This is a genomic window from Rickettsia tamurae, from assembly GCF_000751075.1.
In the GTDB taxonomy this organism is placed as follows: Bacteria; Pseudomonadota; Alphaproteobacteria; order Rickettsiales; family Rickettsiaceae; genus Rickettsia; species Rickettsia tamurae.
The window spans coordinates 14738-38006 of the sequence record NZ_CCMG01000018.1 but is presented as its reverse complement, the minus strand read 5'-3'; the positions used below and the strand labels follow the sequence as shown (position 1 = coordinate 38006).

The following is a 23269-nucleotide window of genomic DNA, read 5'->3' as shown; positions in this document are numbered from 1 at the left end:
ATTATTGCATAAAGTTGTTGCACGGCTCGAAAAACCTACTCGATGTCATCCCCGCATGACATTGTTGCGTGGATCGAAAAATGCATTTGGTTGTCATACCGTGGCTTGACCACAGTATCCATAAAAGTAACTTAAAATACTAAATTTTTAGTATTTTAAACTGGATCCCGCGATCAAGTCGCGGGATGACAGGGGTGAAATCGATCCACGCAGGAATGACCTAAACAAGCCATTCATCCTCTTAATGACGATTCAGTACTTATGCAGCAAGGCTTGCAAAATGAAAAAGAAATTCATTTCTTAAACTATGCATTTTCTGTTTGTTCTAATACCGTTTGCCCTAGTAATTGCGATAGAACATCTTGACCTGCTTCAGTCCAGCTTACGGGCGGCTCTTCACCTGTTAAACCGGTACCATAACGATCATTAAATACTCTAACTGCTTGCTGAGTAAATTGATCAAATGTACTTGTGGATTCTACTCCATAGCCATATTCTTTTAAATTTTCTTGTAAAGTATTAACTTTTTCTCCAGTACTATCAGGACTTAATAATAATTTACTCTTTTGCTCTTGCGTAGTCTCAAAATATCTACCAAAACCCGCTTCCGCTAATTCTTTCCAAGGAAATTTTGACCCAGGAGCTATATGAGCATTTCCTTCTCGGTTTACAGTTACTTCACCAAGACCAACTAAATCATGTTTTAAATCTAAATCTGGATATCTTTCTGCTAAATCTGTAAGAAAGCTTTTTAATTTCCCTATTTGCTCTTTAGGAAAATCGCTTTTTGCATCATTAATAAGCATGACTCCAATACCAAACTTATTAACACCTACTTCTCCTTTCCAACTACTCTTGCCCGCATAAAAAGCTTGATCTGTTAAATCATTGTGATATTCTTTTTGAGTCCCATCCTTATCAATTATGTAATGAACACTTGCACCTCGCTCATCCAATACTTCACGAGCAGCTTTAATATCCTTGCTTACAGAATAAGTAATTACTACACAGGTAGGTTTTACTCCTTCCGGTCTTGGAGCCATATATTTACCGTTTGGACTATTTGTATTACTAATACCGTTATTTTCTATAGCCTTACTTTTACTCATAAACTTCCTCCAATATATTTAATAATTGTTAATGGTTCAGAATTTACTAAATCTTAACAAAAACTAATACTTTGGTAATGCTAAGTCAATGAAAATTTAATATTATTCACAAGGTATAGATACTGATCTGACAAGTTCAATTATTATTTTTCTAATATTTGGATTTTGTACTCTAGTAAATGCTCTAGTTAACGATAAAAGTTCTCTTTCCATAGTCCTTGATAATTCTTTATAATCAAAAGAGATGTCATTTTCATATTGCCCTTCTTCTTCAGCAATATTATTTAAGAAATCACTTTCTATTTCTTTGAATAGATATTCAATTTTATTATTAGAAGTATTTTCATCGTCAGTTTTTAACTTTTCTTCTTCAGAACTATTAAAGAAATACTTTAAAGGCGTATTTAAAACTTTTGCAAAAACATATAACCTACTTATAGGTATATTACTTAAACCTTCTTCATATTTTTTAACTTGGAGAGCACTAATGTCTAAAGCTTGTCCTAATTCTTTTTGGCTAATACCTACAGCAAGACGTCGTTCTTTTAAACGTTCACTTGCGAGTTTGTCCGGATGTTTTATTGAATCATTCATTTTAACAATAAGCTTTAATTATTAAAAATTAATTATTATAAAGTCTATTCAACTTCAAATGTAGTATATATATTACTTTATATTTAATCAAGCAACTTTATTAAAAATTTAATATAATAATACTAAAACCCTTTAGTTATCAAGAATCAAGGCTAATAAATAATTAATTAAAAATATAAAAACGATGAGTAATAGAATAGTAAAATTACCGAATTGCGAGAATATAGTAGGAGAGGTTAGTTTTTTAGGAATTAAACCTTGGGTATAATTTATTTCATTTAGATTTAGTTTTTTTATTGTTCTGCCAAAAGGATCTACTATAGCTGAAATACCGTTATTCGCTACTCTGATCATAGGTAAACCGTTCTCTACGGCTCTACTTCTACTAATATGAAAATGCTGATATGGACCGCTTGATTTACCATACCATGCATCATTTGTAATATTAATTATTAAATCGGCTATTTTATTATTCGTCCGTACAAAATCAGGAAAAATAGATTCATAGCAAATTAAAGGTTTAATTTTAAGATTATATTTTTCAAGATAAACAAGCCCTCCGTCTCCTTCTTTATAATCAATTAAACCGTGAGTTAATTTTTTAAACGGTAGTATCTTTTTAAGAGGCATATACTCACCGAAAGGTACTAAATGTGATTTATGGTATTCAAATAATTTATGATCATTTTTATCAAGAGCATACATAGCTGAGTAAAGTTCAAACTCATCACCTTGTTTTTTATTATCCGAAATTCCTCCTGTTATCAAAATAGCATTTGTAGAATTTAGCATTTTTAATAATTCTGATTTAACTTGCGGTATATCATCAGGTACTACTAATGCTGCTTCAGACCAAATAATTAAATCGGTAGGTTCCGAATTTTCCGATAAATTAATATATAGCATTAAATTATGCCAAAATTCTTCTTCATTCCATTTTTCGGTTTGAGGGATCGAAGGCTGCACTAATCGCACTTTTATATCGGTAAAATTTGCATGGTTATTACTTAGCCTTACTGCTCCGTAAATGACAATTACGGTTAATACTAGAACTGAACTAGCTAGTAATATTTTTAACTGAGTAAATTGCTTGCTAAATAAAGGATAAGCGAAAGTGGCAATATATATAACTATAAAACTAAGTCCATATATCCCTATTATACTTAAAGACTGTATTAAAATATCTGAAAATGAAAAAGCATAACCGATCAAATTCCAAGGAAGACCGGTAAAAATCCACGAACGTATCCACTCAAATAATACCCAACATAAACAGAATATAAATTGGTAATATTTATTATTTTTAGCGAAAAAACTAAGCGTGCAACTTGCCGATATAAAGAAAGCTAAAACTATAGGTAGTCCAAATAACGCAAAAGGAATTGCCCACCAAAAATCTGCAATATAAACGCTAACACCGATACTTATCCAATATATTCCACTTAAAAAATGCCCAAAACCGAATAAATAACCAAATTTTGCGGCTTCTTGCCAATTTTCGGATTTTTGAACTATATAACATAAGTAAGATAACGTTAATAATGCCGGTATAAAGAAAGTCGGAGCAAAAACTAAACCGCTTAACATACCTAGCAGTAAACATATGATTTTAGGTTTATACATTTTTATTGATTATTTGTTTACAAAATAATACATCATGCTATCATTTCAGCAAGTTTTAATATAATGAGTAAATAAATGACTACAGGATTACTACAAGGAAAAAAAGGCTTAATTACAGGTATTGCAAATAATATGTCAATATCGTGGGCGATTGCACAGCTTGCTAAAAAACACGGTGCCGAACTATGGTTTACTTATCAATCGGAAGTACTAGAAAAACGAGTTAAACCGCTTGCTGAGGAAATAGGTTGTAATTTTGTTAGCGAACTTGATGTTACGAATCCAAAATCAATTAGTAATTTATTTGATAATATAAAAGAGAAATGGGGTAGTTTCGATTTCTTACTTCACGGTATGGCTTTTGCCGATAAAAATGAATTAAAAGGACGTTATGTTGATACTAGCTTAGAAAATTTTCATAATTCCTTACATATATCATGTTACTCTCTTCTAGAACTCTCAAGATCCGCAGAAGCCTTAATGCATGACGGCGGAAGCATTGTGACGTTAACTTACTACGGTGCTGAAAAAGTTATACCTAATTATAATGTAATGGGGATTTCTAAAGCTGCACTTGAGGCTAGTGTAAAATATCTAGCAAACGATTTGGGAGAAAATAATATTAGAGTAAATGCTATTTCGGCAGGACCTATCAAAACTTTAGCATCTAGTGCAATAGGTGATTTTAGTACTATGCTTAAATCTCACGCTGCAACCGCACCGTTAAAACGTAATACTACCCAAGAAGATGTAGGAGGAGCAGCAGTATATTTATTTAGTAATTTATCTAAAGGTGTTACCGGTGAAATTCATTATGTAGATTGCGGTTATAATATTATGGGAAGTAATAAATTATAAATTATTGTAGGGATTGATGTCATTCCTGCGAAAGGTTTGCTTGTGTGGACACCGAATCGTCATTGCGAGCGACTGCAAGGAGCGTGGCAATCCAGAAAAATAATAAAAAATTCTGTAAAATCAGAATTTTTTACTGGATTGCTTCGTCAAAATTTTCAATTTTTCCTCGCAATGACGAAAAAACTGAGCCACACAACAAAATCATTATAATTCGTGATTTCTTTTTTTGAGGTGTTCAGGTTTTGGAGGAACAGGCGGTTTTTTAGATTTTGCCTGAACCTTTTTAGCCTCTGACGACAATGCCGGATTATTTAATCTATTTAACTCTTTTGAGATTTGTTTTAACTGTTCTTGTACTTCTATCTTTAAAGGAGTATGAGAGTTTTTAATTTCACTATTTATTATTTTTCCTATTTTCTCAAGATTTTCTTTAGAAATGGAATATGATTTTATACCTATATAATTAACAATCTTTGACCACCAAGTTTGTCTTTTATCTAATCCTTGATATATTACATCTACTAAATCATTTTTTTTGAATGTTAATATATAATCAGAAGCTCCTTCTAAGGATTTAGATAAATGCCTTTTTATTTCTCCTTGTCTCTTATCTTCAATACTTACCTTTTTGTCTTTCTCGAGTGTTGTTATTGCTTTTTCAATTATTGAAGATATCTTAGTCTCTTTTCCTTCACTTGCTTTATTTTCTAAATTTTCTTTGGTATTAAAATGTATATTGGTTCCTATTTTAGCATCTACTAATTGTTTAACATACTTACCGTTAGGATCTTGTATTTCTCGCTCTATCTCAGCAGATTTTAAACCTAATTTTGTATATATATCTGATTCTCGGAAAAGTGGAGCATATAATAAAAAATTAATACTTTGAGCTATTCTACTATCTATCAAATCTTTAGAATCTCTTTTAGGATAAAATTTTTCTTGTAAAATACAATAGTGATCTAATATTTCCTGTGTTATATCTTTTACATCAAGAGATTGTAATTCTCCTTTATCACTAAATTTTGCTTTCATACCTGAGCGTTTTGCTTCCAATAATAATATTTCTTGAAAAACTTTATTATTAGGAGTACGACAAACAAAATTAGGATCATTATCCGGCATTAATTCATTTGCATTTTCCATTATTGCTTGATTGAGTTTATGTAATTGCTCTTTATTAAGCTTTTTATCTAAAAAACTTATAAAAGCTTCCCTTTGTTTTTGCTTACTTGCAATACTAAAAGCCTGCTGCATCTTTTGCAAAACACCAAAATCAAAATTTTCGTTACCTATTTCTTTGATAACTAAATTTGCTAAATTTTTTGTTTCAGTATTCACTGTTTCTTTTTTATTTTTTGTAGCCATATTTAATATTAATGATAGATTAAATTAATTTCTAGATGTTTTTACTATATTTATAATCAAAACTTTAAGACAGTATCTAGAAAGTCATACTGGGCTTTCGCTATTTCCTAGAATTTCTATTGATTCTACTATCTCACTATTTGACTGACTATGCATTACTAAATCTAAAATATTTGAAAATGTTAAATTGCTAATATAAACACCTTTTACATCATTTAATACATAATCAACCATTAATAATTTAGAATCAGCAGAAGTTCCGTATAATGACATTTTTTCCTCAAATAATTTTTTAAATGTATCTAATTCAAGTAATTCTTCACATACAGCATGTTCTTTAATATCCCTACTTACAAATAAACCCATCATGCTTCGTGCTAAACTATTTTTAATATAAAATTCTTTTAAGCATCCAATAAAACTCTCAAAAAAATTTAGTTTTTCAAAAGAAATTTTGAAATCAGGTAATAATTCTTGATATAATTTTTTCTGCAATTCCTCTTCTTCAATTAGTTTTTCAAAAGAAATTTTGAAATCAGGTAATAATTCTTGATATAATTTTTTCTGTAATTCCTCTTCTTCAAATTTTTTCAAATAAAAATTATCAATTAATAGCTTGTAAAGCTCAAGTACCCCGCTAGGAAAGTTAATTTTCAAAGTTCCTTTTTTATCAATTTCTACAGTAAACTTGTTTTCTTTTGCTTCTAAATATATTAGATCTCGAAATATACTATCCTCTTTTGTCCTACGGAGTAAAAAAGCTGAATCTTTAGAATCAACTAAATCTAAAGCATGTTCTATTATTTTTCCATTAAGTTCATGTAACCTATTGTTAGATATAATATCTTTCACATCTGCTAGAAAAGATTTTTTATCATCTACCTTTAATTTCCTTAAATTTTTTAGAACTTCTAAAGTTATTTCTCCTTGTTGAATTTTTTTAATTAACTCATAATAGTCGCTAGATTCTACTTCTTGATTTTCGTATCCTAACCCGGAACAAACATTGAATCCTGCTTCTTTCTTTTGATCTAATCTAGGATATTTTTTTTCAATTTCTCTAGGTTTACTAATACAAGAGATAATAATTTCTTTTAGCTTCATATAATTTATTCCTTAAATTTAAAAGGCGTATTATATTTAGTTAAAAAATATTAACAAGCACTTTATAAAAGATTAAGATAACTTAATTTTTATTAAGGGGGTGATGCAATAATGCTTTTTTTAGATGATTAGTTTGAAAATGAGTATATATTTGGGTAGTGGATATATCAGCGTGACCGAGTAGCTCTTGAATTACTCTTAAGTCTGCTCCGCCCTCAAGCAAATGACTTGCAAAACTGTGACGTAATATATGCGGAGAAATATGCTCAGGGTTAAGTCCTGCATAAAGGGCAGCAGATTTTAACAGAATAGCAAAATTTTGCCTAGTCATATAACCCGCTAAAGCTGATGAGGGAAATAAATAAATTAGATTTTTTGGTTTAGCTTTATTCACAAAAACATCTCTAATTGCAAGATATTTAGCAATGCTGATAACTGCCTGTTCATTTATTACTATGACTCTTTCTTTATTACCTTTACCAAGTACCGAAAATATTTTTCTTACTTCTCCTTTAGACGTTTTATTAGTCAGAATATCAGCAAGCTTAAGACTAACAAGCTCCGAGACTCTAAGACCGCTAGCATAAAGCAAATGAATCATAGCATTAAGCCGGATACCTCCAGGAGAATTATCTTGAGAGCAATGTTCAAGTAACGATTTAATTTGATCTATAGATAATATTTCGGGAAGTTTATTTTGATATTTGGGCAAATCTACGTTAAGAACCGGATTAAAAGCGGTATGGTTTTCGCTAATTAAAAATTCATAATAACTTTTTATAGTTGAGATTTTTCTGTTGATTGAGCGTGCTTGCAAATCATTAGTTGCTAGATACTCAATCCAATCTCTAACATTCTCTGTGGTAATATTTAATTCTGATAATTTTTGTTTAGCAAGATAATTTTGAAAATCGAATAAGTCACGTTTATAGCTAAGTATGGAATTTTTTGACAATGCTCTCTCGGCTAAAAGCATTTCTAGGAATTGTGAAATAAATTCCATAAGATGTTTTAATTTCTATATTGGAGGCCAGGGTCGGAATCGAACCGACGAATAGAGGATTTGCAGTCCACGGCATTACCACTTTGCTACCCAGCCTTAGTTGTTTTTATGATGTCCATCGTCATTGCAAGCGACTGTAAGGAGCGTGGCAATCTCATGAAGTAGCACAAAATTCCTGAGATTGCCACGTCAAGGCTTCGCCTTTCCTCGCAATGACGTTTTAAAGCCACTACTAAACCGCTGTAATACTACCAACATCCATACAAAAAGCAACTATTTTTATATTAAACTCCTAATCCTTGCAGGATATTTAAACGATTTATCCTTCATAAAATTCAAGAACTGGCTAACTGAATCTACTATATCGTCATTTTTAATGGGGAAAATTCAACAATTCCTTTAAAATTATGCTTGATTGTTTGGATATTAGAACACTAGCTGATTGAAATAAAGGAACTACCGAGGCGAATCTTGTAACTTTATCAAATCTTGGCTTAATCCCGATCACTCTAATATTATCGCCTAAAAATCCTATATCTTGAATCAATTGTTGACCGCTTGCTTTACCTTCGATTAATATAAATTTTGGCTGATATTCTCTAGCTAATTTTTCCGTCAAATTCTTAAGCTCAGGATAATTAATTTTTTTCCGTACTAATGATACTAGATAATATTTCTGCTCAAGAATCCCCTCATATAGTGCAAACACTATAATCGGAATCTTCGGAAATCTTAATTGCCGTATCCCAACTTTGTACAAAATAATCAAATCTTGAAGGTAAATTTTCATAAAAGCTAATATCTTCCTCCATATTAAGTAGCGATGACCCTATAGCTATAGGTTCTTGCAAATATTGAGCATTATAATTATAGCTACCTATTTCCTGCTCTAACTTTGCTAAGCAATCAGGAGGTTCTTTATAGCTGTCTAATACTTCACCACTAAGATATTGATATTCTTTATTCATTAATTTAAAAGAATAATCTTGAATACTAATCGCCAGAATTTTTAAATGATGCCATGAATTGCTATTATTAAGTAGATAACCGGATAAATCATCCGTATGAAGACTCTGCATAACTAAAACTATCGCTCCCTTATTACGATTATTTAGTCTGCTAACAAAAGTTTGCTCAAACCAATCTATAACTTTCTTACGTATTTTATAAGAATGAATTTGCGTAGGATTATGAGGATCATCGGTAATTAAGATATCACCGCCCTCGCCTGTTGCCGATCCTCCGACCGATGTTGCAAATCTAAAGCCGTTAGCTGTCGTTAAAAATTTACTTTTTTGATTATGAGTTTTACTAAGGATAAGTTCCTTATACCAATCGGAATTTAAAATAAACTGACAATCTAGTGAGTGTTTAATGCTAAGTATTTGAGAATAGATGGTAGCCATAATTCTTTTGGTGGGACTTGCCCCAAGTAAATAAGCAGGCCAAGCAACGCTAACACAAATAGACTTTAAACTCCTTGGCGGTATATTAATTATTAAACGATTAATATCACCGCTTTGCACAGCATTTAAATAATCGGTAATTATTCTTATATGTTTACTTGGGTAATACTCTGCTCCGGATAGTATTAAATACCTTAATTATAAAACTGTAAAAATCCTGCCGTAAAATAGAATTCAAGAGTTCTTTGGAGTGGAGCATGTTATTATATCATACTGTGACTTACTGTCATACCGTGGTCAAGCCACGGTATGACATATATCATAAATTATCATTGCCATTAATCCCCTATAGTATATAATTTTGAAAAATAATATGTTTATTTATGAAATTACTAAAAATTATTTTTATCATTACTATATGCATTAATTTTCCTATATTCGCAGAAAATTTAGAGTCGGTTACTACAACCGAGGATATTGAAAATGATGTAATCCCTCTTGATGAAAATCATCCTGTTTTAAATCCAAACGATAATATTAATAATAGTTCTGAATTTAAGAATTACACAAACGGTAAAATTATTGCATTAAATAAAATTACCGCTACTTCTGAAGAGATAGATTTTAAAGTCGGGGAAGAAAAATATTTCGGTAATATAAAAATCAAATTACATAAATGTATAAAAAATCTTGATCCGTATAATGAAGATAATTATTTGTTGATGACCATAACAGAATATAAAATAGACGAAGATCCTAATTTACTCTTTCAAGGATGGATGATTTCTTCAAGCATTTCACTTTCAACGTTTGAACACCCAATCTATGAAATTTTTGCTAAAGATTGTTTTTAGATGCAATATTTAATTTCAAGTTTAATATTTTTAATTCCAAGCCTTGGGATGCTTGCGGGCTTATCAGCTGCAGCTACTGTTACAATTTTTTTGCTAAGTATTGTTGTACGGAATACCCTACCACAAATGTCTATGTCATTCCTGCGAAAGCAGGAATCTAGAAAAAATAAAATAGATTCCAGCTTTCGTGGGGATGACATAAAAACCGAACTATTATTCACCGCTTGGTGCTTTATATCTTGTTTATTCGCAATTCATCCTATTAATAGCTTAGCTACTTTTACTCAAGTTTTCATACTCTTATTCCTTGGATTTATCGTTAGTAATTCTGCTCCTTTTCAAAATCGCTTACAGCTTAAAAAAGCCTTAATATTCGGAATTCTCACAGCAATATTATTATTCTTCATCGAATATTCTTCTCATGGTTTTTTAACAAGAATATTCAAAGCTAGTTTTGGCTTATATATGTTAGATCGGGGCTGTGCTTTACTTTCAATTACTGCTTGGGTAGCGATTATAATTTTACTCTCTAACGGTAGACCTCTTCGGAAACTCGCTTATAGAGAGGAATTTGGAGGAGACACGGAATGCAGAACCGCAGCGTACTCAAATGTACGTGAGGATTCAAGTACCGGATCAACGTACAAATTACCTCTAGAAGTAGAGTTCCCGAAGAGGTCTAGTAAAAGAAGACATGCATTAATGCTATATATATTAGTGCTTTATTTATTAAGTATTTCCGATAGTTTAGCAAGTTTTTTAGGTTTCGGTATAGGAGGAGTAATATTTATTTTAGCAAGACTTATAAAGCCGATATTTTTCAAATTAATTGCAATAAGTTTAATTACCGGCTCATTACTATTCCCCGTTATAGCTAAACAAATAGAACCGCAATATTTATCTGAAAAATATTTAACTACTCAGCCTTCAGCTGCTCATCGTTTATTTATTTGGCATTTCGTCGCAAACAAAATCATCGAAAAGTCGATTTTAGGCTATGGCTTTGCTTCTTCTAAATATATCGAAGTCAATGATAGTGGAATGATCGATTATAAAGGTGAAAAATGGCATCCTTTGCCGCTTCATCCTCATAATAATATATTACAAATTACTCTTGAACTCGGTATAATAGGTTTAATATTATTTTTAAGCTTAACCTATAAATACTTAAAACAAATTGATAAAATAAAGAATAATAATTTTAGGTCAGCTTCTTATGCATGTTTTATAAATTACTACATTATCGGCATGATTTCATATAATATTTGGCAAATATGGTGGATATCAAGCAGTATTTGGGTACTAGTTTTAATGAAGTTACTAGTTAAACCTGATATTGTCGTTGATAATTGATGCTATTTGAGGTAAATATAGAAATAAGTATCATTAAACCTACGTCATTGCGAGCAGGCTTTGTTGCGTGGACCGGTAAAACCCATTGTGTCACCCCCGTGGCTTGACCACGGGGTCCAGAAAAAAATTTAAAAAGTCTGGATCCCGCGATCAAGTCGCGGGATGACATTTTGTATGGTATGACACAGAAATTACATAATAAAAAACATATGCTACAAAACTCAGAGCTTTTACAAGAATACCTACCGATTGCTATATTTTTCGGTATTGCGGTATTGGTTTCCGGTTTAATAATGATTCTACCTAACCTATTATCGACAAAGAAATACAATAAAGATAAGCTAGAGCCTTATGAGTGTGGTTTTGAACCTTTTAGTGATGCAAGGTCAAAATTTGACATACGTTTTTACTTAGTTGCTATTTTATTTATTATCTTTGACCTTGAAATCGCATTTTTAGTGCCTTGGGCTATTAGCCTTAATACAATAGGTAAAATAGGCTTTTTCTCAATGATATTTTTCTTATTCGTACTTACTATCGGGTTCATATATGAATGGAAGAAAGGAGCTTTAGACTGGTAATAAAAATACTTGGGGTCATCCCGTGGCTTGTCCGACTTTGTTGCATGGATCGGTTTTTCCGTCATTGCGAGGAAAAACTGTAAGTTTTAACGAAGCAATCTCAGGAGTTTCTCATTATTTCATGAGATTGCCACGCTCCTTACAGTTGCTCGCAATGACGATTCAGTATCCATGCAACAAAGCTGGACAAGCTACGGGATGACGTGTATGGAATGACTATATTTACTGTATTTAATTTATTAAGAATAAACATGCATAATAACTTTTATCAAGAAGACGAATTATTAAACCATGAGCTTTCTAATAGAGGATTCTTACTCACTAAAGTTGATGACGTTATAGGCTGGGCGAGAACTAATTCCTTATGGCCTATGACTTTTGGACTTGCTTGTTGTGCTGTTGAGATGATGCAGGCAGCAGCAAGCAGATATGATATGGATCGCTTCGGTATGTTATTTAGACCAAGTCCAAGGCAGTCTGACCTTATGATAGTCGCAGGAACGCTTACTAATAAAATGGCACCGGCTCTACGTAAAGTATATGATCAGATGGCTGAGCCTAAATGGGTGCTTTCAATGGGTAGCTGTGCTAACGGCGGCGGCTATTACCACTTTTCCTATTCGGTAGTGCGTGGCTGTGATAGAATCGTACCAGTTGACATATATGTCCCTGGCTGCCCTCCTACTGCCGAAGCATTAATTTACGGGCTTATGCAGCTACAGAAAAAAATTAAACGCACTACAGGTTTTAAGTATGACGCTAGACAAACTCATTGAAAAACTTGCAGCTAAATCTAGCATTTTAATAACTCCGGTCACAGTTAAGAATTATTTAGCTTATAAAATTGCGCCGAATTTTTTATTAACGTTTCTAAAAGCTTTAAAAGAATCGGAAGAATTACGTTTTACTGTACTTACGGATTTATTCGGCTCTGATTTTCCTGAAAGAGATAAAAGATTTGAAGTAGTATATAATTTACTAAGCTTAAAATTAAATAAGCGTTTAATAATAAAAGTAGATATATCTGAAAAAGAAACTATACCTTCGGCAATGAATATATTTAGTGCCGCTTGTTGGTATGAGCGTGAAGTTTACGATATGTACGGGATAAATTTTAATGGTAATGATGATAAAAGACGAATACTAACCGATTATGAATTTGAGGGGCATCCATTACGTAAAGATTTCCCGTTAACCGGTTATACGCAAGTTACATATGATGAGAAGCTAAAGAAAGTAGCTTATGAACCGGTCGATTTAGACATAGAATATCGTGAGTTTGATTTTAGCTCTCACTGGCACAGCCCGACTTACATATTGCCTGGGGATGAGAAAGCTGGGAAGTAACAACGTCATTGCGAGGAGGATACCCAAGTCGTCATTGCGAGCGACTACAAGGAGCGTGGCAATCCAGTAAAAATTATGAAACAACCGACTGTATATATTATTGCTAATAAACGAAACGGTACTATTTACTTAGGAGTAACTTCTAATCTTATCAAACGTATATATGAACACAAAAATAATACAACTAATGGGTTTAGTAAAAAATATAGTTGTAAAATGCTAGTATTTTATGAAATTCATGAAACTATGGATTCTGCAATAACTAGAGAAAAACAAATTAAATCAGGCTCAAGAGCAAAAAAGCTTAATTTAATTGAGCAAATGAATGTAAATTGGAAAGATTTATATGATGAAATTATTTAACTGGATTGCCGCGTCGCCTACGGCTCCTCGCAATGACGGATACTATGACTAACAACACTAAAACTATAACTCTAAATCTTGGTCCGCAGCATCCGGCAACTCACGGAGTTTTAAGGTTAATACTTGAGATGGACGGAGAAGTAGTAAATAACGCCGATCCTCATATTGGATTACTTCATCGTGGTACGGAAAAACTTATTGAGCATAAAACATATTTGCAGGCTATACCTTATTTTGATCGCCTTGATTATGTTTCGCCAATGTGCCAGGAACATGCATTTGCTTTAGCTGTCGAGTCGTTATTAGAATGCGAAGTCCCACGAAGAGCTCAGTTTATCAGGGTGCTATTCTCAGAGCTAACAAGAATTCTTAACCATACTTTAAATATCAGCAGCCAAGCTTTAGATATTGGTGCTACTACTCCTCTATTATGGCTTTTTGAAGAGCGAGAAAAGATCATGGAATTTTACGAGCGTGTTTCCGGCTCTCGTATGCATTCAAACTACTTCAGACCCGGCGGAGTTGCAGAAGATTTACCCGATGGTTTACTTGAGGATATAGATAAGTTCATAGAGCAGTTTCCTCCTAAACTTCACGATACTGAAAGTCTATTAAATGAAAATAGATTATGGAAACAACGTTTAGTAGATATCGGCGTTGTGTCTCAAAAAGAGGCAATGAACTGGGGGTTTTCAGGACCGATGCTTAGAGGTTCAGGTATAGCTTGGGATTTACGCAAGTCAAACCCTTATGACGTTTACGATGAAATGGACTTTAAAGTACCAATCGGCAAAAACGGTGATTGTTACGACAGATATTTCGTTCGTATGCTTGAAATGTATGAATCTGTTAAGATAATCAAGCAATGTATAGAAAAAATGCCGAAAGGTGCAGTTAAAACAGATGATCCTAAATTAACACCACCGACAAGAGCTAAAATGAAAGAATCTATGGAAGCAATGATTCATCATTTTAAGCTCTATACGGAAGGATATGACGTACCAGCCGGCGAGACCTACAAAGCAGTAGAAGCTCCTAAAGGCGAATTCGGAGTATATTTATATTCAACCGGCAATAACAGACCTTATAGATGCCGAATTAAAGCCCCAGGCTTTGCTCATTTGCAAGGACTAGATTTTATGTCTAAAGGTCATTTAATGGCAGATGTTATTACTATTATAGCCACGCTTGATATAGTATTTGGTGAGATAGATAGATAGGTCGTCATTGCGAACAGGCATTGTTGCATGGATCGGAAAATGCCAAATTTGTCATACCGTGGCTTGACCACGGTATCCAGAAAAACAATAAAAATACTAGTATTTTTTAACTGGATCCCGCGATCAAGTCGCGGGATGACAGCGGGAAAATCGATCCACACAGGAATAATATAAGAGATATATGAACACAAATTTTATATTTGATAAGAAAAATTTAAATCTAGCAGAAGAGATTATAAAGAAATATCCGCCGAAAGGTAAAAGAAGTGCAATACTTCCGCTGCTTGATCTAGCACAACGTCAAAATGGCGGTTGGCTGCCCGTGCCTGCTATCGAATATGTCGCAAATATGTTAGAAATGCCTTATATGCGGGCTTATGAAGTTGCAACATTTTATACTATGTTTAACTTAAAGCCTGTCGGTAAATATCATATTCAAGTATGTACTACTACTCCTTGCTGGCTGCGTGGTAGTGATTATATAATGAAAATTTGCGAAAAGAAATTAGGTGTAAAACTCAAAGAAACTACTGAAGATCAAAAATTTACCTTAAGCGAGATAGAATGTTTAGGAGCATGCGTTAACGCTCCGGTCATACAAATCAATGATGATTATTATGAAGATCTAACTCAAGAAAAAATGGAAACTATTATAGATAAGCTGCAAAATGAGTAAAATACTCTTATTAATAATAAAGTTTTATCAATATTTCATTTCCCCGCTACTTGGCAATAATTGCCGATTTCGCCCCACTTGTTCAGAATATGCCAAAGAAGCTATAACAACACACGGCACACTTAAAGGCTTGTGGCTTACCTTTAAAAGAATCATCAAATGCCAACCGTTTTATAATGGGGTTTTATTGCATGATACAGAAGTTCGATGTCATTCCCGCGAAAGCGGGAATCCATCCACTAAAAGGTATAAACACACTAAACTTTAGAATTAAAAGCTCAAATAATTTCGCTTTTTTCTGGATTCCTGCTTTCGCAGGAATGACATCGATATGCTTTGCTAGGGTCATAAATATAAATACTATAGTGAAATGAATTTAAATCCTTTACCTCGTGAATTTTTTGCAAGAGATACTAACCTAGTAAGCACTGAGTTAATCGGTAAAACTCTTTATTTCCAAGGTAAGACAGCTATCATTACTGAAACTGAAAGCTATATAGGACAGGATGATCCTGCTTGCCATGCAGCAAGAGGGCGGACTAAAAGAACGGATATAATGTTTGGTCCTGCAGGCTTTAGCTATGTCTATTTAATTTACGGAATGTATTATTGTTTAAATTTCGTAACTGAAGCTGAAGGCTTCCCTGCTGCGACCTTAATAAGAGGCGTACATGTTATTTCGCCTGAAAATCTATACCTCAACGGTCCGGGTAAATTATGCAAATATTTAGGAATTAATACTTCTCATAATAAATGCAATCTTATAAATAACAACGAATTTTTTGTCAGCGATATTGGTTTAAAACTCCCCTACTCTACTACTACCCGCATCGGTATTACCAAAGGCACGGATAAATTATGGCGTTATGTTGTTACAGATATCACTAATTTAATCTCTCAATATAATGTACAGCCTTAATAAGGTCATATTGACTTACGGCAAAAGGACCTTGAAAAGGTTTGTCTAATATAAATAATAAAAAAAGCATTGATGATGAAGTGATACAAACTAAACCAACCGAAATCTTATGTAGATAAAAGTTTAGTACCAGGCATACAGACAAAAATTAAATTAATAGCGGTCATTATACATACAACTATCCAATATTGAATATTTAAGGAAAAATAGGACATTTTAATCCTGTTATACCTTACGGTATAAAGCTCTTTTATCTCCTCAATGATTTCCTGCTTAGTAAATAGCTGCATTTGCTCGCTTGCTTTATAAGCTTGTAGTCGCTTATTAATATCTTGGAGGAAACTAAGAGCTTCATGACCGATTTTCTTGCCGTCTTTCATTAATTGCCATTCACGCTGCATTACATCTTTGGTATAATTTTTAATATCTAGATAAATTGCAGGTCTCATTTCATGGGGAAGCCAACCTACACTATCTGCAAGCCTCATCAACACTATATAGATTCTGCTACCACCCCTTCCTGTGCTTTATTAAAATTACCGAGTAAATAAATTAATACAAAACCGGTTGATACCGCATACATACTACCGACTACACCCGATAAAACCCGCCAAAACTTCCAAGCTCTTCTTTTTGAAAATTATTAGGAATAATGTATTTTGTTAAATATAAACATCCCGCACAAAAACTCATCAAAACAATATTTATTATGATGAATAAAACAATATTAAGAACGGTGTAGATAAAGTCAATTATATGATTAACCATGTCCTGCTGAATATTTATGTAATATACTAGAAATAAGAGTTTGATAAGGCAATCCCTCATAAGCAGCTTTTTGTTTTATTCTCATTAAATCACTACTAGAAATACGAATATTTATTCGAGTATCTTTTTTTTAATAATTAGCTGCTGCTACTTGTGCTATATGTTTCTCTTGTTCAAAATTTTTAATTCTTTGCCATTCATCATTTTCAAAAGACTCTAGCAATGCTTTTTCTTCAGCATCTAGTATTATATTTGATATATTCTCTTTATTTCTCATTACTTTTTCCTATTTTTAGATATTTCTGAGTAGCTTTTCAACCTGGAATGATAGTCTTTAAAAAAACTGTTCCATCAACTTCAGTAATAAAAGGAACTAAATAGGCGTATTCATTAAATTTAACTATATAATTTTTTGCTCTGAATATTTATCAGGATTTGGATGTTCTATTATATCCAATAAACAATTACTTTCTATAACTGATATTATTTCTTCAAAACTTACCTTTCGCTCACTTATTAACTTATGATTTTTTTCAGCAGAAAAGCTATAATTACATTTCTTTGTCGTCTTATGATATTAGTACAATGTATGCTTTATGTCAACACTACACTTCCGTCTCTTCTAAGACCACCGTAGAATCAGCAAGTTTAGTAATTTTCTCAATTTTTAACCGAGCTTCTTTTAGTTTTTTCTCACAATGATTCTTAAGTAAAATACCTCTTTCAAAGCTATTAACTGCCGTCTCTAGACTCTCTTGTCCGTTATCTATTTTTTTAACAATTTCCTCAAGCTCTTTTAAAGCTTCTTCAAAGCTAATATTTTCTTCTAAAGTTTTAGTATTAGTCATTTATTTTTATTTTTTAATGGTTATCTGTAGTAGTTTTGTCTTCAGTTGTTTGTAGTATAAGTAATTTTTTTAGCTCACTACTATCAAAAGTTTTCTTAGGAGCAAAAATACTCCCTTGCATTTTTATATTAAGATGTGCCAAACTATCTTTATCGGAACTCGTATTTGAGGTATTTAACTTAACAAGCCTTGCCGGTACATAAAATGATAAAATACTCAATGCATCCATATCAAAATTATATATATTAACTGCAAAAGAGGCCGCACCGCTACTATATTGTGTTGCAAATTTTACTTTCTTTAAAAGGGCAATACCTTTTTGTAGTTCAATATCACCGCTTATGCCTCTAATATTTTCTTGTCCTGTGGTTATAGCACTATTTATATCTTTATCTAAATTTTGTACCTTATAATCAGCTGTATTAATTTTTTCTATAAAAGAATCAATTGCAAAATTATTAACATCTATATTGTTTATAGCAAATTGTGATTTTGTAGTAAGGTTATATAGCTGGCTTTGAAGAGTGTTACCGTTAGTCCCTAAACTACCGCTTATACTTACTTTTCCGCTACTTGCAGTAAATATTTTAGGCATAAGAGCCGAAACTTTGTTTAAATCTATTGTATTTAAAGCATATACGAAATTTATAGAATAAGGTTCTAATAAAATATTGCCGCTACCTTGAAGCTTACCGCCTAATAATTTTGCTTCAATATTATTAAATTGTAATAGATTATTATTATTTGCTACATAAAATTTAACATTTTTCAATATTAAATCATTTTGTGATAATGTTGATAATGTCCCGTAAAATTGCAATGTAGCTTTATCTAGACTATAATCATTTATTAATTTATTTCTTAAATTAAGCATTCCTGCCGGTGATAATAAATCAGTAGTAAGATTACCGTCCTTAATTTCTACGATCAAAGACGGTAATACACTCGATGCATCCAAGTTCCAGCTAGTTGATAAATAGCTGTTAGCAGTTTTAAAATCTAAATTACTAATTTTTATATTAGCCGGTACGATTTTAGCAAGCAAATTCATTTTGTCAAATATATGATCGTTATACTTAACGCTATCTATTAAAATATCTAAATTAGCTAAATATCCTATTGTTCTAATAGGAATAAATTTGCTTGGATAATCTAAAGTTTTCATATCTTTAGTTAAATTTTTTGTAAATTCGATAAGCGGCGAAATTATTGGATACGTTCTACTGCTTAAGTCAAGCGAAGATATATTAAGCGTAGCATCTAAACGAGGTGTTTGAGCAATAAATTTACTAGAAAAATTTCCTGATAAATTTAAATTATCTGTTTTGAGTAATAAATTTTTAAAAAATAAATCTATTAAAGTGAGTTTTAAATCCGATGACAAGCTAAAAGGAATAGCTTCTTTAATAGTAAAGTCGTTAAATCCTAAAATATTCAGTAACGAATTTATATCGTTGTGCTTTAAATATAGCTGTCCATCGAACATACTTCTAACGGCATTCTGTGTTACATTACCTGTAAGCTTAAATTCCCCACCTGACTTAATATTACCTGAAAATTCATTTATCTTTAAAGTACCCTTTGATAAGTTAGAAGAAAAAACTATTTTTTCTAGTGCTTCATTATTACTTAAAATTATTTCGTTAATTGCCAAGTCTGCTTTAAGTAATTTATCGGCAAAAATAAATCTAATATTTGAAGAAGAAGTATTAAATGTTACCCCTGCATTTGGAGAAATTAACGAACTTAAATCTATTTTAGGAAAATTTAGTTTCACATTAGTAGTAATATTATCATTTTTAGCAATGTTAACAAATCCATTACCGGTAATAAAAGACGATGCTATTACTATGTCTTTTAGCTCTATTTCATCTTCATTATTTGAAATATTAAATTTAACGTTTACTGCCTCATTTTGATTAAATTTATTAAAAAGATGGTTTAAATCCGGTAATATATTATACATTACCGATGCTAAATTTTTAATCTGATATTCACCGCTACCGCTAGTAAGCTTAGAATCTTTGTAAATTTGCGATAACTTAAAACCATAATCATTATTATCAATATTAAGACTAAAATCTACTGTATCGTCACGTTTATTAATTGAACCTGAAATTTTACCTATATAGTTACTTGTAGTTTTAAATATGTAATTAGACGATAAAGCATTTTCTTTTTTAAATATACAATTATTAAAATTTAAAATAGAATAATCTTGTTTATTAATAATACTTAGATTAGTAACATTTAGATTTATATTTTGTAATTTATATTTAAAGAAATTCTTTATTAACTCTTCATGATTATAAATATTTAATACATTAGAATTTGAATAAAATTTAGCATCTAATATATCTATTTTATTAATTTTAGGATTAAATTTTATAAGCGACCATAATGAAAAATGAATTTTAATCTGCTCTAAATCTAACTTTCCTTCTTCTCTTATCGTCTCAATAACTAAATAGGGCAAAGGAAATTTATTCATCTTTATTTTTCCGATATTTTCTTTTGCAATTCCTAAATGACTGGTAAAATTATTAGTAACCGAATTATAGTTAACAAACGATAATGCACCAAAAATTATAAATAATAATAATGAGAAACAAATTATGATGCCGGCAGCTATTTTTTTTATCATGTCTATAAAAAAGTTTTAAATATATTATTATATATAATTATCAAAATTTAAAGGCAAATTAATGAATTCTTTAGAAAATTTAATTTTAGTCGGTGTAATAAAATCATGTCACGGAATTAAAGGTCATGTAATTTTAAAATCTTTTACCGACCCTACTACAAAAATACTTGAAAGAAATTTAGTAAATGAGTCAGGAAAAAATATACATATTAAGCTAATTAGCCAAAATGCCAAAGGAGAATTAATTTGTACATTTAATGATATAGCTACTCGAAATGAAGCTGAAAATTTAAAAGGTTATAAAATATTTTGCTTAAGAGCAAGTTTACCGGAGCTAGAAGAAGATGAATTTTATATAGCGGATTTAAATCATTTACCGATATTAGACCAAGATCATAAAGAAATAGGCAAAATTAAAAATATTCTTAACTTTGGTGCCGGTGACATAATTGAAATAGAATTTTCAGATCAAACAACTGAATTATTACCTTTCAATAAAGAATTTTTTCCTGTTATAACTAAAGATTATGTGATTTTAAATTATCAAAGAGAAGCTTGAATAATTTACCGTAGTTTTTAAATCTCCTATTTTTGGAGTTCTTCAATTTCTTTTTTTGTAAAACCGGTAAATTCAATAATTTCGTCTAAAGGCTTATTTTTCCTTAACATTTTTTTTGCCATCTCTGCTAATTTCATTTCACCTATATATATACCTTCTTGTCTACCTTCTTGCAGCCAATGTTCCACTATACTTCCCATAATTTGTTCTCCTTCTTCAGGGTTCAAATGTGATTTAAGTATTTTTTCTATTTCTATTATATCATTTTGACTAATTTTGGTCAAAGTATAGCATAAAATTAATTCTATATAATTAATACCAATATTAACTAATTCTATGTCATTCCCGCTTTTGCGGGAATGACATAGAATGCTTAAGCTTTTTAGACATAAATATTATTGATGTATGATACTATAAATACACTAGATGCTCTTGGTGTAATATATCATTATACTCCACAACAGAGATGAGACTGCGGTTGCCATTTGCATATCGGCGGCGGAGGTGCCAACAAGCATGGTAGTAGCAGCAACTATAGTATCGTTCCAGTTAGATAAGCCAGTGCTGCTTGGACCTATGCCGGAGAACTCATGGCCCAGGGAAGAAGTAAGACCGCTCAACGCCTCACCCATTCCGCCCGCAAGTGCCGCTATGTAAGGGTTACCTGTTTGCTCGGCAATTGCCATATTGCGTACATTAACGCTGAATTTACATTTCCAAAACCGGTTCCGTTCATTATTCCGGTTGTAACACCGGCTGCTAGCATATTCTTACCGAGCGATCTTAAACTTTCCTTAGTCGTTGCAGACTTAAGTCCCTTGCCTACATTACTGCCGCTATTGATTGTATTTACCGCTAAGTTAGATGCAAAACCACTGATCCCCGTTGCTATCGCACTGCTTACTGTTCCGGCTCCAATAGTGCTACCTGCACCAGTTGTTGCTGCCGTAACTGCTGTTGTTATCAGCACCTGCCCTTGCGTCGTTAACTGACGCACTTTCTTCTCCCAGTTATTCTCGCCTTGTATCTCATTTATATTTACATTCTGCCCGCCCTGTCTTGCCTCAAGCATACTCAGCCATGCAGGCTTCTTACCAGCTTCAATCTCGACATTAATAGAACCTTGAGAATTAATTACCACTTCTTCTGATATACTTGATGCTTTTACTGGTTTACTTTTCCTTAATCAACTTTAAATGATTATTTTTCTATAATATTTTCTATCGTCTTCCAATTGGGGTATTTAGAATATTTTGCTATCCAACCATCTTCACTATATAATTCTCCGCATAAACCATCGCTAATTTCAGCTAAGGAGTATTGATTATGATCTTCGTCATACATAATTAATGCCATTTCATCTTCATACTCTTGTAGCATAAATAAAGTATAGTGGAGGCATCTATCCAAGGTTTCTTGTACAATTATTTCTATGATTTCTTTACTTTCATTTGATATCTCATTAACTTTTTGAGCTAAAATTTTATTTGCTTTAGTTGTGTTATTTAAAATGCCAAGCATTTGTGTTAGCACACCATCACGTACAAAATCTATATATACACTTCCAAATTTATCTAATAGTTTTTGTTTTTTACTCATATTTTTACCTTTTATTAGTTTTTATTTTTATTATACCAAGGAATATTAGTAGGTGCCAATACCTTATCTTTCCTTAACTGTTGTAAAGCTTTAGCTACAATATCTCGTGCTTGTTGCTCTGTTGCTCCACCCGCTTTTAAAGCTTCAACTGCTATACGTGTATGCTCCTGTAAAGTATTTGGTCTACCGCTTTTATATAGCTCTCCAAATAATTTTCTTTGTGCAGCAGTTATTTTATAATGATCTATCTCATTTCTTAGCATAAACTCTTCACTAACAGCAAAGCCTTTTTTAGGATCATAATTAATATTACCTTCAAAAGCTTTTTTAGCATATGGATGATGTCCTCCTACTTTACCATATGGTCCCATAATATAGTAATATAATTATTTTAATCTTTAATTGAGTAAATTATATGAATTTGACAATTAATCCTTAAATACTATAATCAATATATATATATATAAGGTTAA

The 23269-nt window shown here is 31.7% G+C and carries 29 protein-coding genes, 1 tRNA gene and 2 pseudogenes; 15 read left to right on the top strand and 17 right to left on the bottom strand.

The features are described from left to right. Positions 1 to 305: 305 nt before the first annotated feature. The 3 genes from MB29_RS06880 to lnt all read right to left on the bottom strand — a co-directional run bounded on the left by MB29_RS06880 (position 306) and on the right by lnt (position 3326). Positions 306 to 1109, bottom strand: coding sequence for an N-acetylmuramoyl-L-alanine amidase (locus MB29_RS06880; protein ID WP_032139610.1), 804 nt, complete (start codon positions 1107 to 1109; stop codon positions 306 to 308). Positions 1110 to 1211: 102 nt separating this feature from the next. Then, complete coding sequence (locus tag MB29_RS06875) at positions 1212 to 1703, bottom strand: helix-turn-helix domain-containing protein (RefSeq protein WP_032139609.1); 492 nt, start codon at positions 1701 to 1703, stop codon at positions 1212 to 1214. Positions 1704 to 1835: 132 nt separating this feature from the next. Beyond that, complete coding sequence (gene lnt / locus MB29_RS06870) at positions 1836 to 3326, bottom strand: apolipoprotein N-acyltransferase (RefSeq protein ID WP_032139608.1); 1491 nt, start codon at positions 3324 to 3326, stop codon at positions 1836 to 1838. A 75-nt stretch (positions 3327 to 3401) separates the two neighbouring features. Between lnt and fabI the strand changes: the two genes are divergently transcribed. Together fabI and MB29_RS13865 are read left to right on the top strand one after the other, a co-directional pair. Next, the gene (fabI, locus tag MB29_RS06865; RefSeq protein ID WP_032139607.1) at positions 3402 to 4184 is read left to right on the top strand and encodes an enoyl-ACP reductase FabI; all 783 of its coding nucleotides are present in this window, start codon (positions 3402 to 3404) and stop codon (positions 4182 to 4184) included. Positions 4185 to 4220: 36 nt separating this feature from the next. Further along, positions 4221 to 4369: pseudogene (locus MB29_RS13865) on the top strand (lytic transglycosylase domain-containing protein); the annotation flags it as partial. Between the two features lie 19 nt (positions 4370 to 4388). Here MB29_RS13865 and MB29_RS06860 read toward each other — a convergent pair. From MB29_RS06860 to MB29_RS08820, 6 genes are all read right to left on the bottom strand, one after another. Then, entirely contained in the window at positions 4389 to 5552 is a 1164-nt protein-coding gene (locus MB29_RS06860; RefSeq protein ID WP_032139606.1) for a DUF5410 domain-containing protein, read from the bottom strand. A gap of 84 nt (positions 5553 to 5636) precedes the next feature. Beyond that, positions 5637 to 6656 (bottom strand): DUF5410 family protein, encoded by a 1020-nt coding sequence (locus tag MB29_RS06855; RefSeq protein WP_032139605.1) that lies wholly within the window; start codon positions 6654 to 6656, stop codon positions 5637 to 5639. A gap of 82 nt (positions 6657 to 6738) precedes the next feature. Next, positions 6739 to 7659: a site-specific tyrosine recombinase XerD gene (gene xerD, locus MB29_RS06850; protein WP_032139604.1), complete on the bottom strand. Its 921-nt coding sequence runs from the start codon at positions 7657 to 7659 to the stop codon at positions 6739 to 6741. Between the two features lie 21 nt (positions 7660 to 7680). Continuing rightward, a tRNA-Cys gene (locus MB29_RS06845) sits at positions 7681 to 7755 on the bottom strand. Between the two features lie 277 nt (positions 7756 to 8032). Further along, entirely contained in the window at positions 8033 to 8368 is a 336-nt protein-coding gene (gene terL, locus MB29_RS13160) for a phage terminase large subunit (RefSeq protein ID WP_233419013.1), read from the bottom strand. Further along, a complete protein-coding gene (locus tag MB29_RS08820) occupies positions 8352 to 9185 on the bottom strand; it encodes a hypothetical protein (RefSeq protein WP_233419012.1) in 834 nt (277 codons plus the stop codon). Before MB29_RS08820 ends, terL begins: the two co-directional genes overlap by 17 nt. A 263-nt stretch (positions 9186 to 9448) precedes the next feature. On the opposite strand from MB29_RS08820, the gene MB29_RS06835 reads away from it, so the two are divergent. The 11 genes from MB29_RS06835 to MB29_RS06795 all read left to right on the top strand — a co-directional run bounded on the left by MB29_RS06835 (position 9449) and on the right by MB29_RS06795 (position 16378). Continuing rightward, positions 9449 to 9919 carry a DUF2155 domain-containing protein gene (locus MB29_RS06835; protein WP_032139603.1) on the top strand — a complete coding sequence of 157 codons (471 nt, stop codon included), beginning with the start codon at positions 9449 to 9451 and terminating at the stop codon, positions 9917 to 9919. Continuing rightward, on the top strand, positions 9920 to 11272 hold the full coding sequence (locus MB29_RS06830) for a palindromic element RPE1 domain-containing protein (protein ID WP_032139602.1): 1353 nt from the start codon (positions 9920 to 9922) through the stop codon (positions 11270 to 11272). 209 nt (positions 11273 to 11481) lie between these two features. Next, positions 11482 to 11853 carry an NADH-quinone oxidoreductase subunit A gene (locus MB29_RS06825; protein WP_032139652.1) on the top strand — a complete coding sequence of 124 codons (372 nt, stop codon included), beginning with the start codon at positions 11482 to 11484 and terminating at the stop codon, positions 11851 to 11853. Between the two features lie 251 nt (positions 11854 to 12104). After that, positions 12105 to 12629: a NuoB/complex I 20 kDa subunit family protein gene (locus MB29_RS06820; RefSeq protein ID WP_032139651.1), complete on the top strand. Its 525-nt coding sequence runs from the start codon at positions 12105 to 12107 to the stop codon at positions 12627 to 12629. Further along, complete coding sequence (locus tag MB29_RS06815; RefSeq protein WP_032139601.1) at positions 12607 to 13200, top strand: NADH-quinone oxidoreductase subunit C; 594 nt, start codon at positions 12607 to 12609, stop codon at positions 13198 to 13200. Before MB29_RS06820 ends, MB29_RS06815 begins: the two co-directional genes overlap by 23 nt. 75 nt (positions 13201 to 13275) lie before the next feature. Next, a complete protein-coding gene (locus MB29_RS06810) occupies positions 13276 to 13563 on the top strand; it encodes a GIY-YIG nuclease family protein (RefSeq protein ID WP_032139600.1) in 288 nt (95 codons plus the stop codon). Positions 13564 to 13607: 44 nt separating this feature from the next. Beyond that, positions 13608 to 14783: an NADH dehydrogenase (quinone) subunit D gene (gene nuoD / locus MB29_RS06805; protein WP_032139650.1), complete on the top strand. Its 1176-nt coding sequence runs from the start codon at positions 13608 to 13610 to the stop codon at positions 14781 to 14783. A gap of 27 nt (positions 14784 to 14810) precedes the next feature. Then, a complete protein-coding gene (locus MB29_RS13155; protein WP_233419024.1) occupies positions 14811 to 14957 on the top strand; it encodes a hypothetical protein in 147 nt (48 codons plus the stop codon). A 7-nt stretch (positions 14958 to 14964) separates the two neighbouring features. After that, complete coding sequence (gene nuoE / locus MB29_RS06800) at positions 14965 to 15459, top strand: NADH-quinone oxidoreductase subunit NuoE (protein ID WP_032139599.1); 495 nt, start codon at positions 14965 to 14967, stop codon at positions 15457 to 15459. Next, positions 15452 to 15727 (top strand): membrane protein insertion efficiency factor YidD, encoded by a 276-nt coding sequence (gene yidD / locus MB29_RS10765; RefSeq protein ID WP_084686993.1) that lies wholly within the window; start codon positions 15452 to 15454, stop codon positions 15725 to 15727. The genes nuoE and yidD overlap by 8 nt, the downstream gene beginning before the upstream one ends. 102 nt (positions 15728 to 15829) lie before the next feature. Next, positions 15830 to 16378: a DNA-3-methyladenine glycosylase gene (locus MB29_RS06795; protein WP_032139598.1), complete on the top strand. Its 549-nt coding sequence runs from the start codon at positions 15830 to 15832 to the stop codon at positions 16376 to 16378. Here the strand turns inward: MB29_RS06795 and MB29_RS13860 are convergent. The 4 genes and pseudogenes from MB29_RS13860 to MB29_RS06775 all read right to left on the bottom strand — a co-directional run bounded on the left by MB29_RS13860 (position 16344) and on the right by MB29_RS06775 (position 20638). Beyond that, positions 16344 to 17071, bottom strand: a pseudogene (locus MB29_RS13860) (bestrophin-like domain). The gene MB29_RS06795 and the pseudogene MB29_RS13860 sit on opposite strands and share 35 nt — an antisense overlap. Positions 17072 to 17276: 205 nt before the next feature. After that, positions 17277 to 17423, bottom strand: coding sequence for a hypothetical protein (locus MB29_RS13145; protein WP_233419010.1), 147 nt, complete (start codon positions 17421 to 17423; stop codon positions 17277 to 17279). 328 nt (positions 17424 to 17751) lie between these two features. Next, positions 17752 to 17994: an exodeoxyribonuclease VII small subunit gene (locus MB29_RS06780; RefSeq protein WP_008580037.1), complete on the bottom strand. Its 243-nt coding sequence runs from the start codon at positions 17992 to 17994 to the stop codon at positions 17752 to 17754. Between the two features lie 13 nt (positions 17995 to 18007). After that, positions 18008 to 20638 carry an AsmA-like C-terminal region-containing protein gene (locus MB29_RS06775; RefSeq protein ID WP_032139597.1) on the bottom strand — a complete coding sequence of 877 codons (2631 nt, stop codon included), beginning with the start codon at positions 20636 to 20638 and terminating at the stop codon, positions 18008 to 18010. 61 nt (positions 20639 to 20699) lie between these two features. Here MB29_RS06775 and rimM point away from each other — a divergent pair, with 61 nt between their 5' ends. After that, complete coding sequence (gene rimM / locus MB29_RS06770) at positions 20700 to 21197, top strand: ribosome maturation factor RimM (RefSeq protein WP_032139596.1); 498 nt, start codon at positions 20700 to 20702, stop codon at positions 21195 to 21197. Between the two features lie 26 nt (positions 21198 to 21223). Here rimM and MB29_RS06765 read toward each other — a convergent pair whose 3' ends face one another. Further along, positions 21224 to 21481 carry a hypothetical protein gene (locus MB29_RS06765; RefSeq protein WP_084686989.1) on the bottom strand — a complete coding sequence of 86 codons (258 nt, stop codon included), beginning with the start codon at positions 21479 to 21481 and terminating at the stop codon, positions 21224 to 21226. 232 nt (positions 21482 to 21713) lie between these two features. Here MB29_RS06765 and MB29_RS13140 point away from each other — a divergent pair, with 232 nt between their 5' ends. Further along, complete coding sequence (locus tag MB29_RS13140) at positions 21714 to 21854, top strand: hypothetical protein (RefSeq protein ID WP_233419009.1); 141 nt, start codon at positions 21714 to 21716, stop codon at positions 21852 to 21854. Here MB29_RS13140 and MB29_RS13135 read toward each other — a convergent pair. Genes MB29_RS13135 through MB29_RS06745 form a run of 3 tightly spaced genes read right to left on the bottom strand, consistent with a single transcriptional unit; the run spans position 21847 to position 23167 of the window. Next, positions 21847 to 22338, bottom strand: coding sequence for a DUF637 domain-containing protein (locus MB29_RS13135; RefSeq protein WP_032139594.1), 492 nt, complete (start codon positions 22336 to 22338; stop codon positions 21847 to 21849). The genes MB29_RS13140 and MB29_RS13135 overlap by 8 nt on opposite strands. A 59-nt stretch (positions 22339 to 22397) precedes the next feature. Then, on the bottom strand, positions 22398 to 22796 hold the full coding sequence (locus tag MB29_RS06750; protein ID WP_032139593.1) for a hypothetical protein: 399 nt from the start codon (positions 22794 to 22796) through the stop codon (positions 22398 to 22400). 14 nt (positions 22797 to 22810) lie between these two features. Next, complete coding sequence (locus tag MB29_RS06745) at positions 22811 to 23167, bottom strand: hypothetical protein (protein WP_032139592.1); 357 nt, start codon at positions 23165 to 23167, stop codon at positions 22811 to 22813. Positions 23168 to 23269: the final 102 nt, after the last annotated feature.

Bases quoted from the DNA above. Each gene is read 5' to 3' on its own strand.
- MB29_RS13140 (WP_233419009.1), top strand. From the start codon at position 21,714: ATGGTAGTAGCAGCAACTATAGTATCGTTCCAGTTAGATAAGCCAGTG.
- nuoD (WP_032139650.1), top strand. From the start codon at position 13,608: ATGACTAACAACACTAAAACTATAACTCTAAATCTTGGTCCGCAGCAT.
- MB29_RS06830 (WP_032139602.1), top strand. From the start codon at position 9,920: ATGCAATATTTAATTTCAAGTTTAATATTTTTAATTCCAAGCCTTGGG.
- MB29_RS06875 (WP_032139609.1), bottom strand. From the start codon at position 1,703: ATGAATGATTCAATAAAACATCCGGACAAACTCGCAAGTGAACGTTTA.
- MB29_RS06815 (WP_032139601.1), top strand. From the start codon at position 12,607: ATGACGCTAGACAAACTCATTGAAAAACTTGCAGCTAAATCTAGCATT.
- MB29_RS06810 (WP_032139600.1), top strand. From the start codon at position 13,276: ATGAAACAACCGACTGTATATATTATTGCTAATAAACGAAACGGTACT.
- MB29_RS06745 (WP_032139592.1), bottom strand. From the start codon at position 23,167: ATGGGACCATATGGTAAAGTAGGAGGACATCATCCATATGCTAAAAAA.
- MB29_RS06795 (WP_032139598.1), top strand. From the start codon at position 15,830: ATGAATTTAAATCCTTTACCTCGTGAATTTTTTGCAAGAGATACTAAC.
- MB29_RS06825 (WP_032139652.1), top strand. From the start codon at position 11,482: ATGCTACAAAACTCAGAGCTTTTACAAGAATACCTACCGATTGCTATA.
- MB29_RS06860 (WP_032139606.1), bottom strand. From the start codon at position 5,552: ATGGCTACAAAAAATAAAAAAGAAACAGTGAATACTGAAACAAAAAAT.
- MB29_RS06835 (WP_032139603.1), top strand. From the start codon at position 9,449: ATGAAATTACTAAAAATTATTTTTATCATTACTATATGCATTAATTTT.
- MB29_RS13145 (WP_233419010.1), bottom strand. From the start codon at position 17,423: ATGAGAAATAAAGAGAATATATCAAATATAATACTAGATGCTGAAGAA.
- MB29_RS06750 (WP_032139593.1), bottom strand. From the start codon at position 22,796: ATGAGTAAAAAACAAAAACTATTAGATAAATTTGGAAGTGTATATATA.
- yidD (WP_084686993.1), top strand. From the start codon at position 15,452: ATGAGTAAAATACTCTTATTAATAATAAAGTTTTATCAATATTTCATT.
- MB29_RS06820 (WP_032139651.1), top strand. From the start codon at position 12,105: ATGCATAATAACTTTTATCAAGAAGACGAATTATTAAACCATGAGCTT.
- fabI (WP_032139607.1), top strand. From the start codon at position 3,402: ATGACTACAGGATTACTACAAGGAAAAAAAGGCTTAATTACAGGTATT.
- MB29_RS13155 (WP_233419024.1), top strand. From the start codon at position 14,811: ATGGATCGGAAAATGCCAAATTTGTCATACCGTGGCTTGACCACGGTA.
- MB29_RS06780 (WP_008580037.1), bottom strand. From the start codon at position 17,994: ATGACTAATACTAAAACTTTAGAAGAAAATATTAGCTTTGAAGAAGCT.
- MB29_RS06855 (WP_032139605.1), bottom strand. From the start codon at position 6,656: ATGAAGCTAAAAGAAATTATTATCTCTTGTATTAGTAAACCTAGAGAA.
- rimM (WP_032139596.1), top strand. From the start codon at position 20,700: ATGAATTCTTTAGAAAATTTAATTTTAGTCGGTGTAATAAAATCATGT.
- lnt (WP_032139608.1), bottom strand. From the start codon at position 3,326: ATGTATAAACCTAAAATCATATGTTTACTGCTAGGTATGTTAAGCGGT.
- MB29_RS06880 (WP_032139610.1), bottom strand. From the start codon at position 1,109: ATGAGTAAAAGTAAGGCTATAGAAAATAACGGTATTAGTAATACAAAT.
- xerD (WP_032139604.1), bottom strand. From the start codon at position 7,659: ATGGAATTTATTTCACAATTCCTAGAAATGCTTTTAGCCGAGAGAGCA.
- nuoE (WP_032139599.1), top strand. From the start codon at position 14,965: ATGAACACAAATTTTATATTTGATAAGAAAAATTTAAATCTAGCAGAA.
- MB29_RS06775 (WP_032139597.1), bottom strand. From the start codon at position 20,638: ATGATAAAAAAAATAGCTGCCGGCATCATAATTTGTTTCTCATTATTA.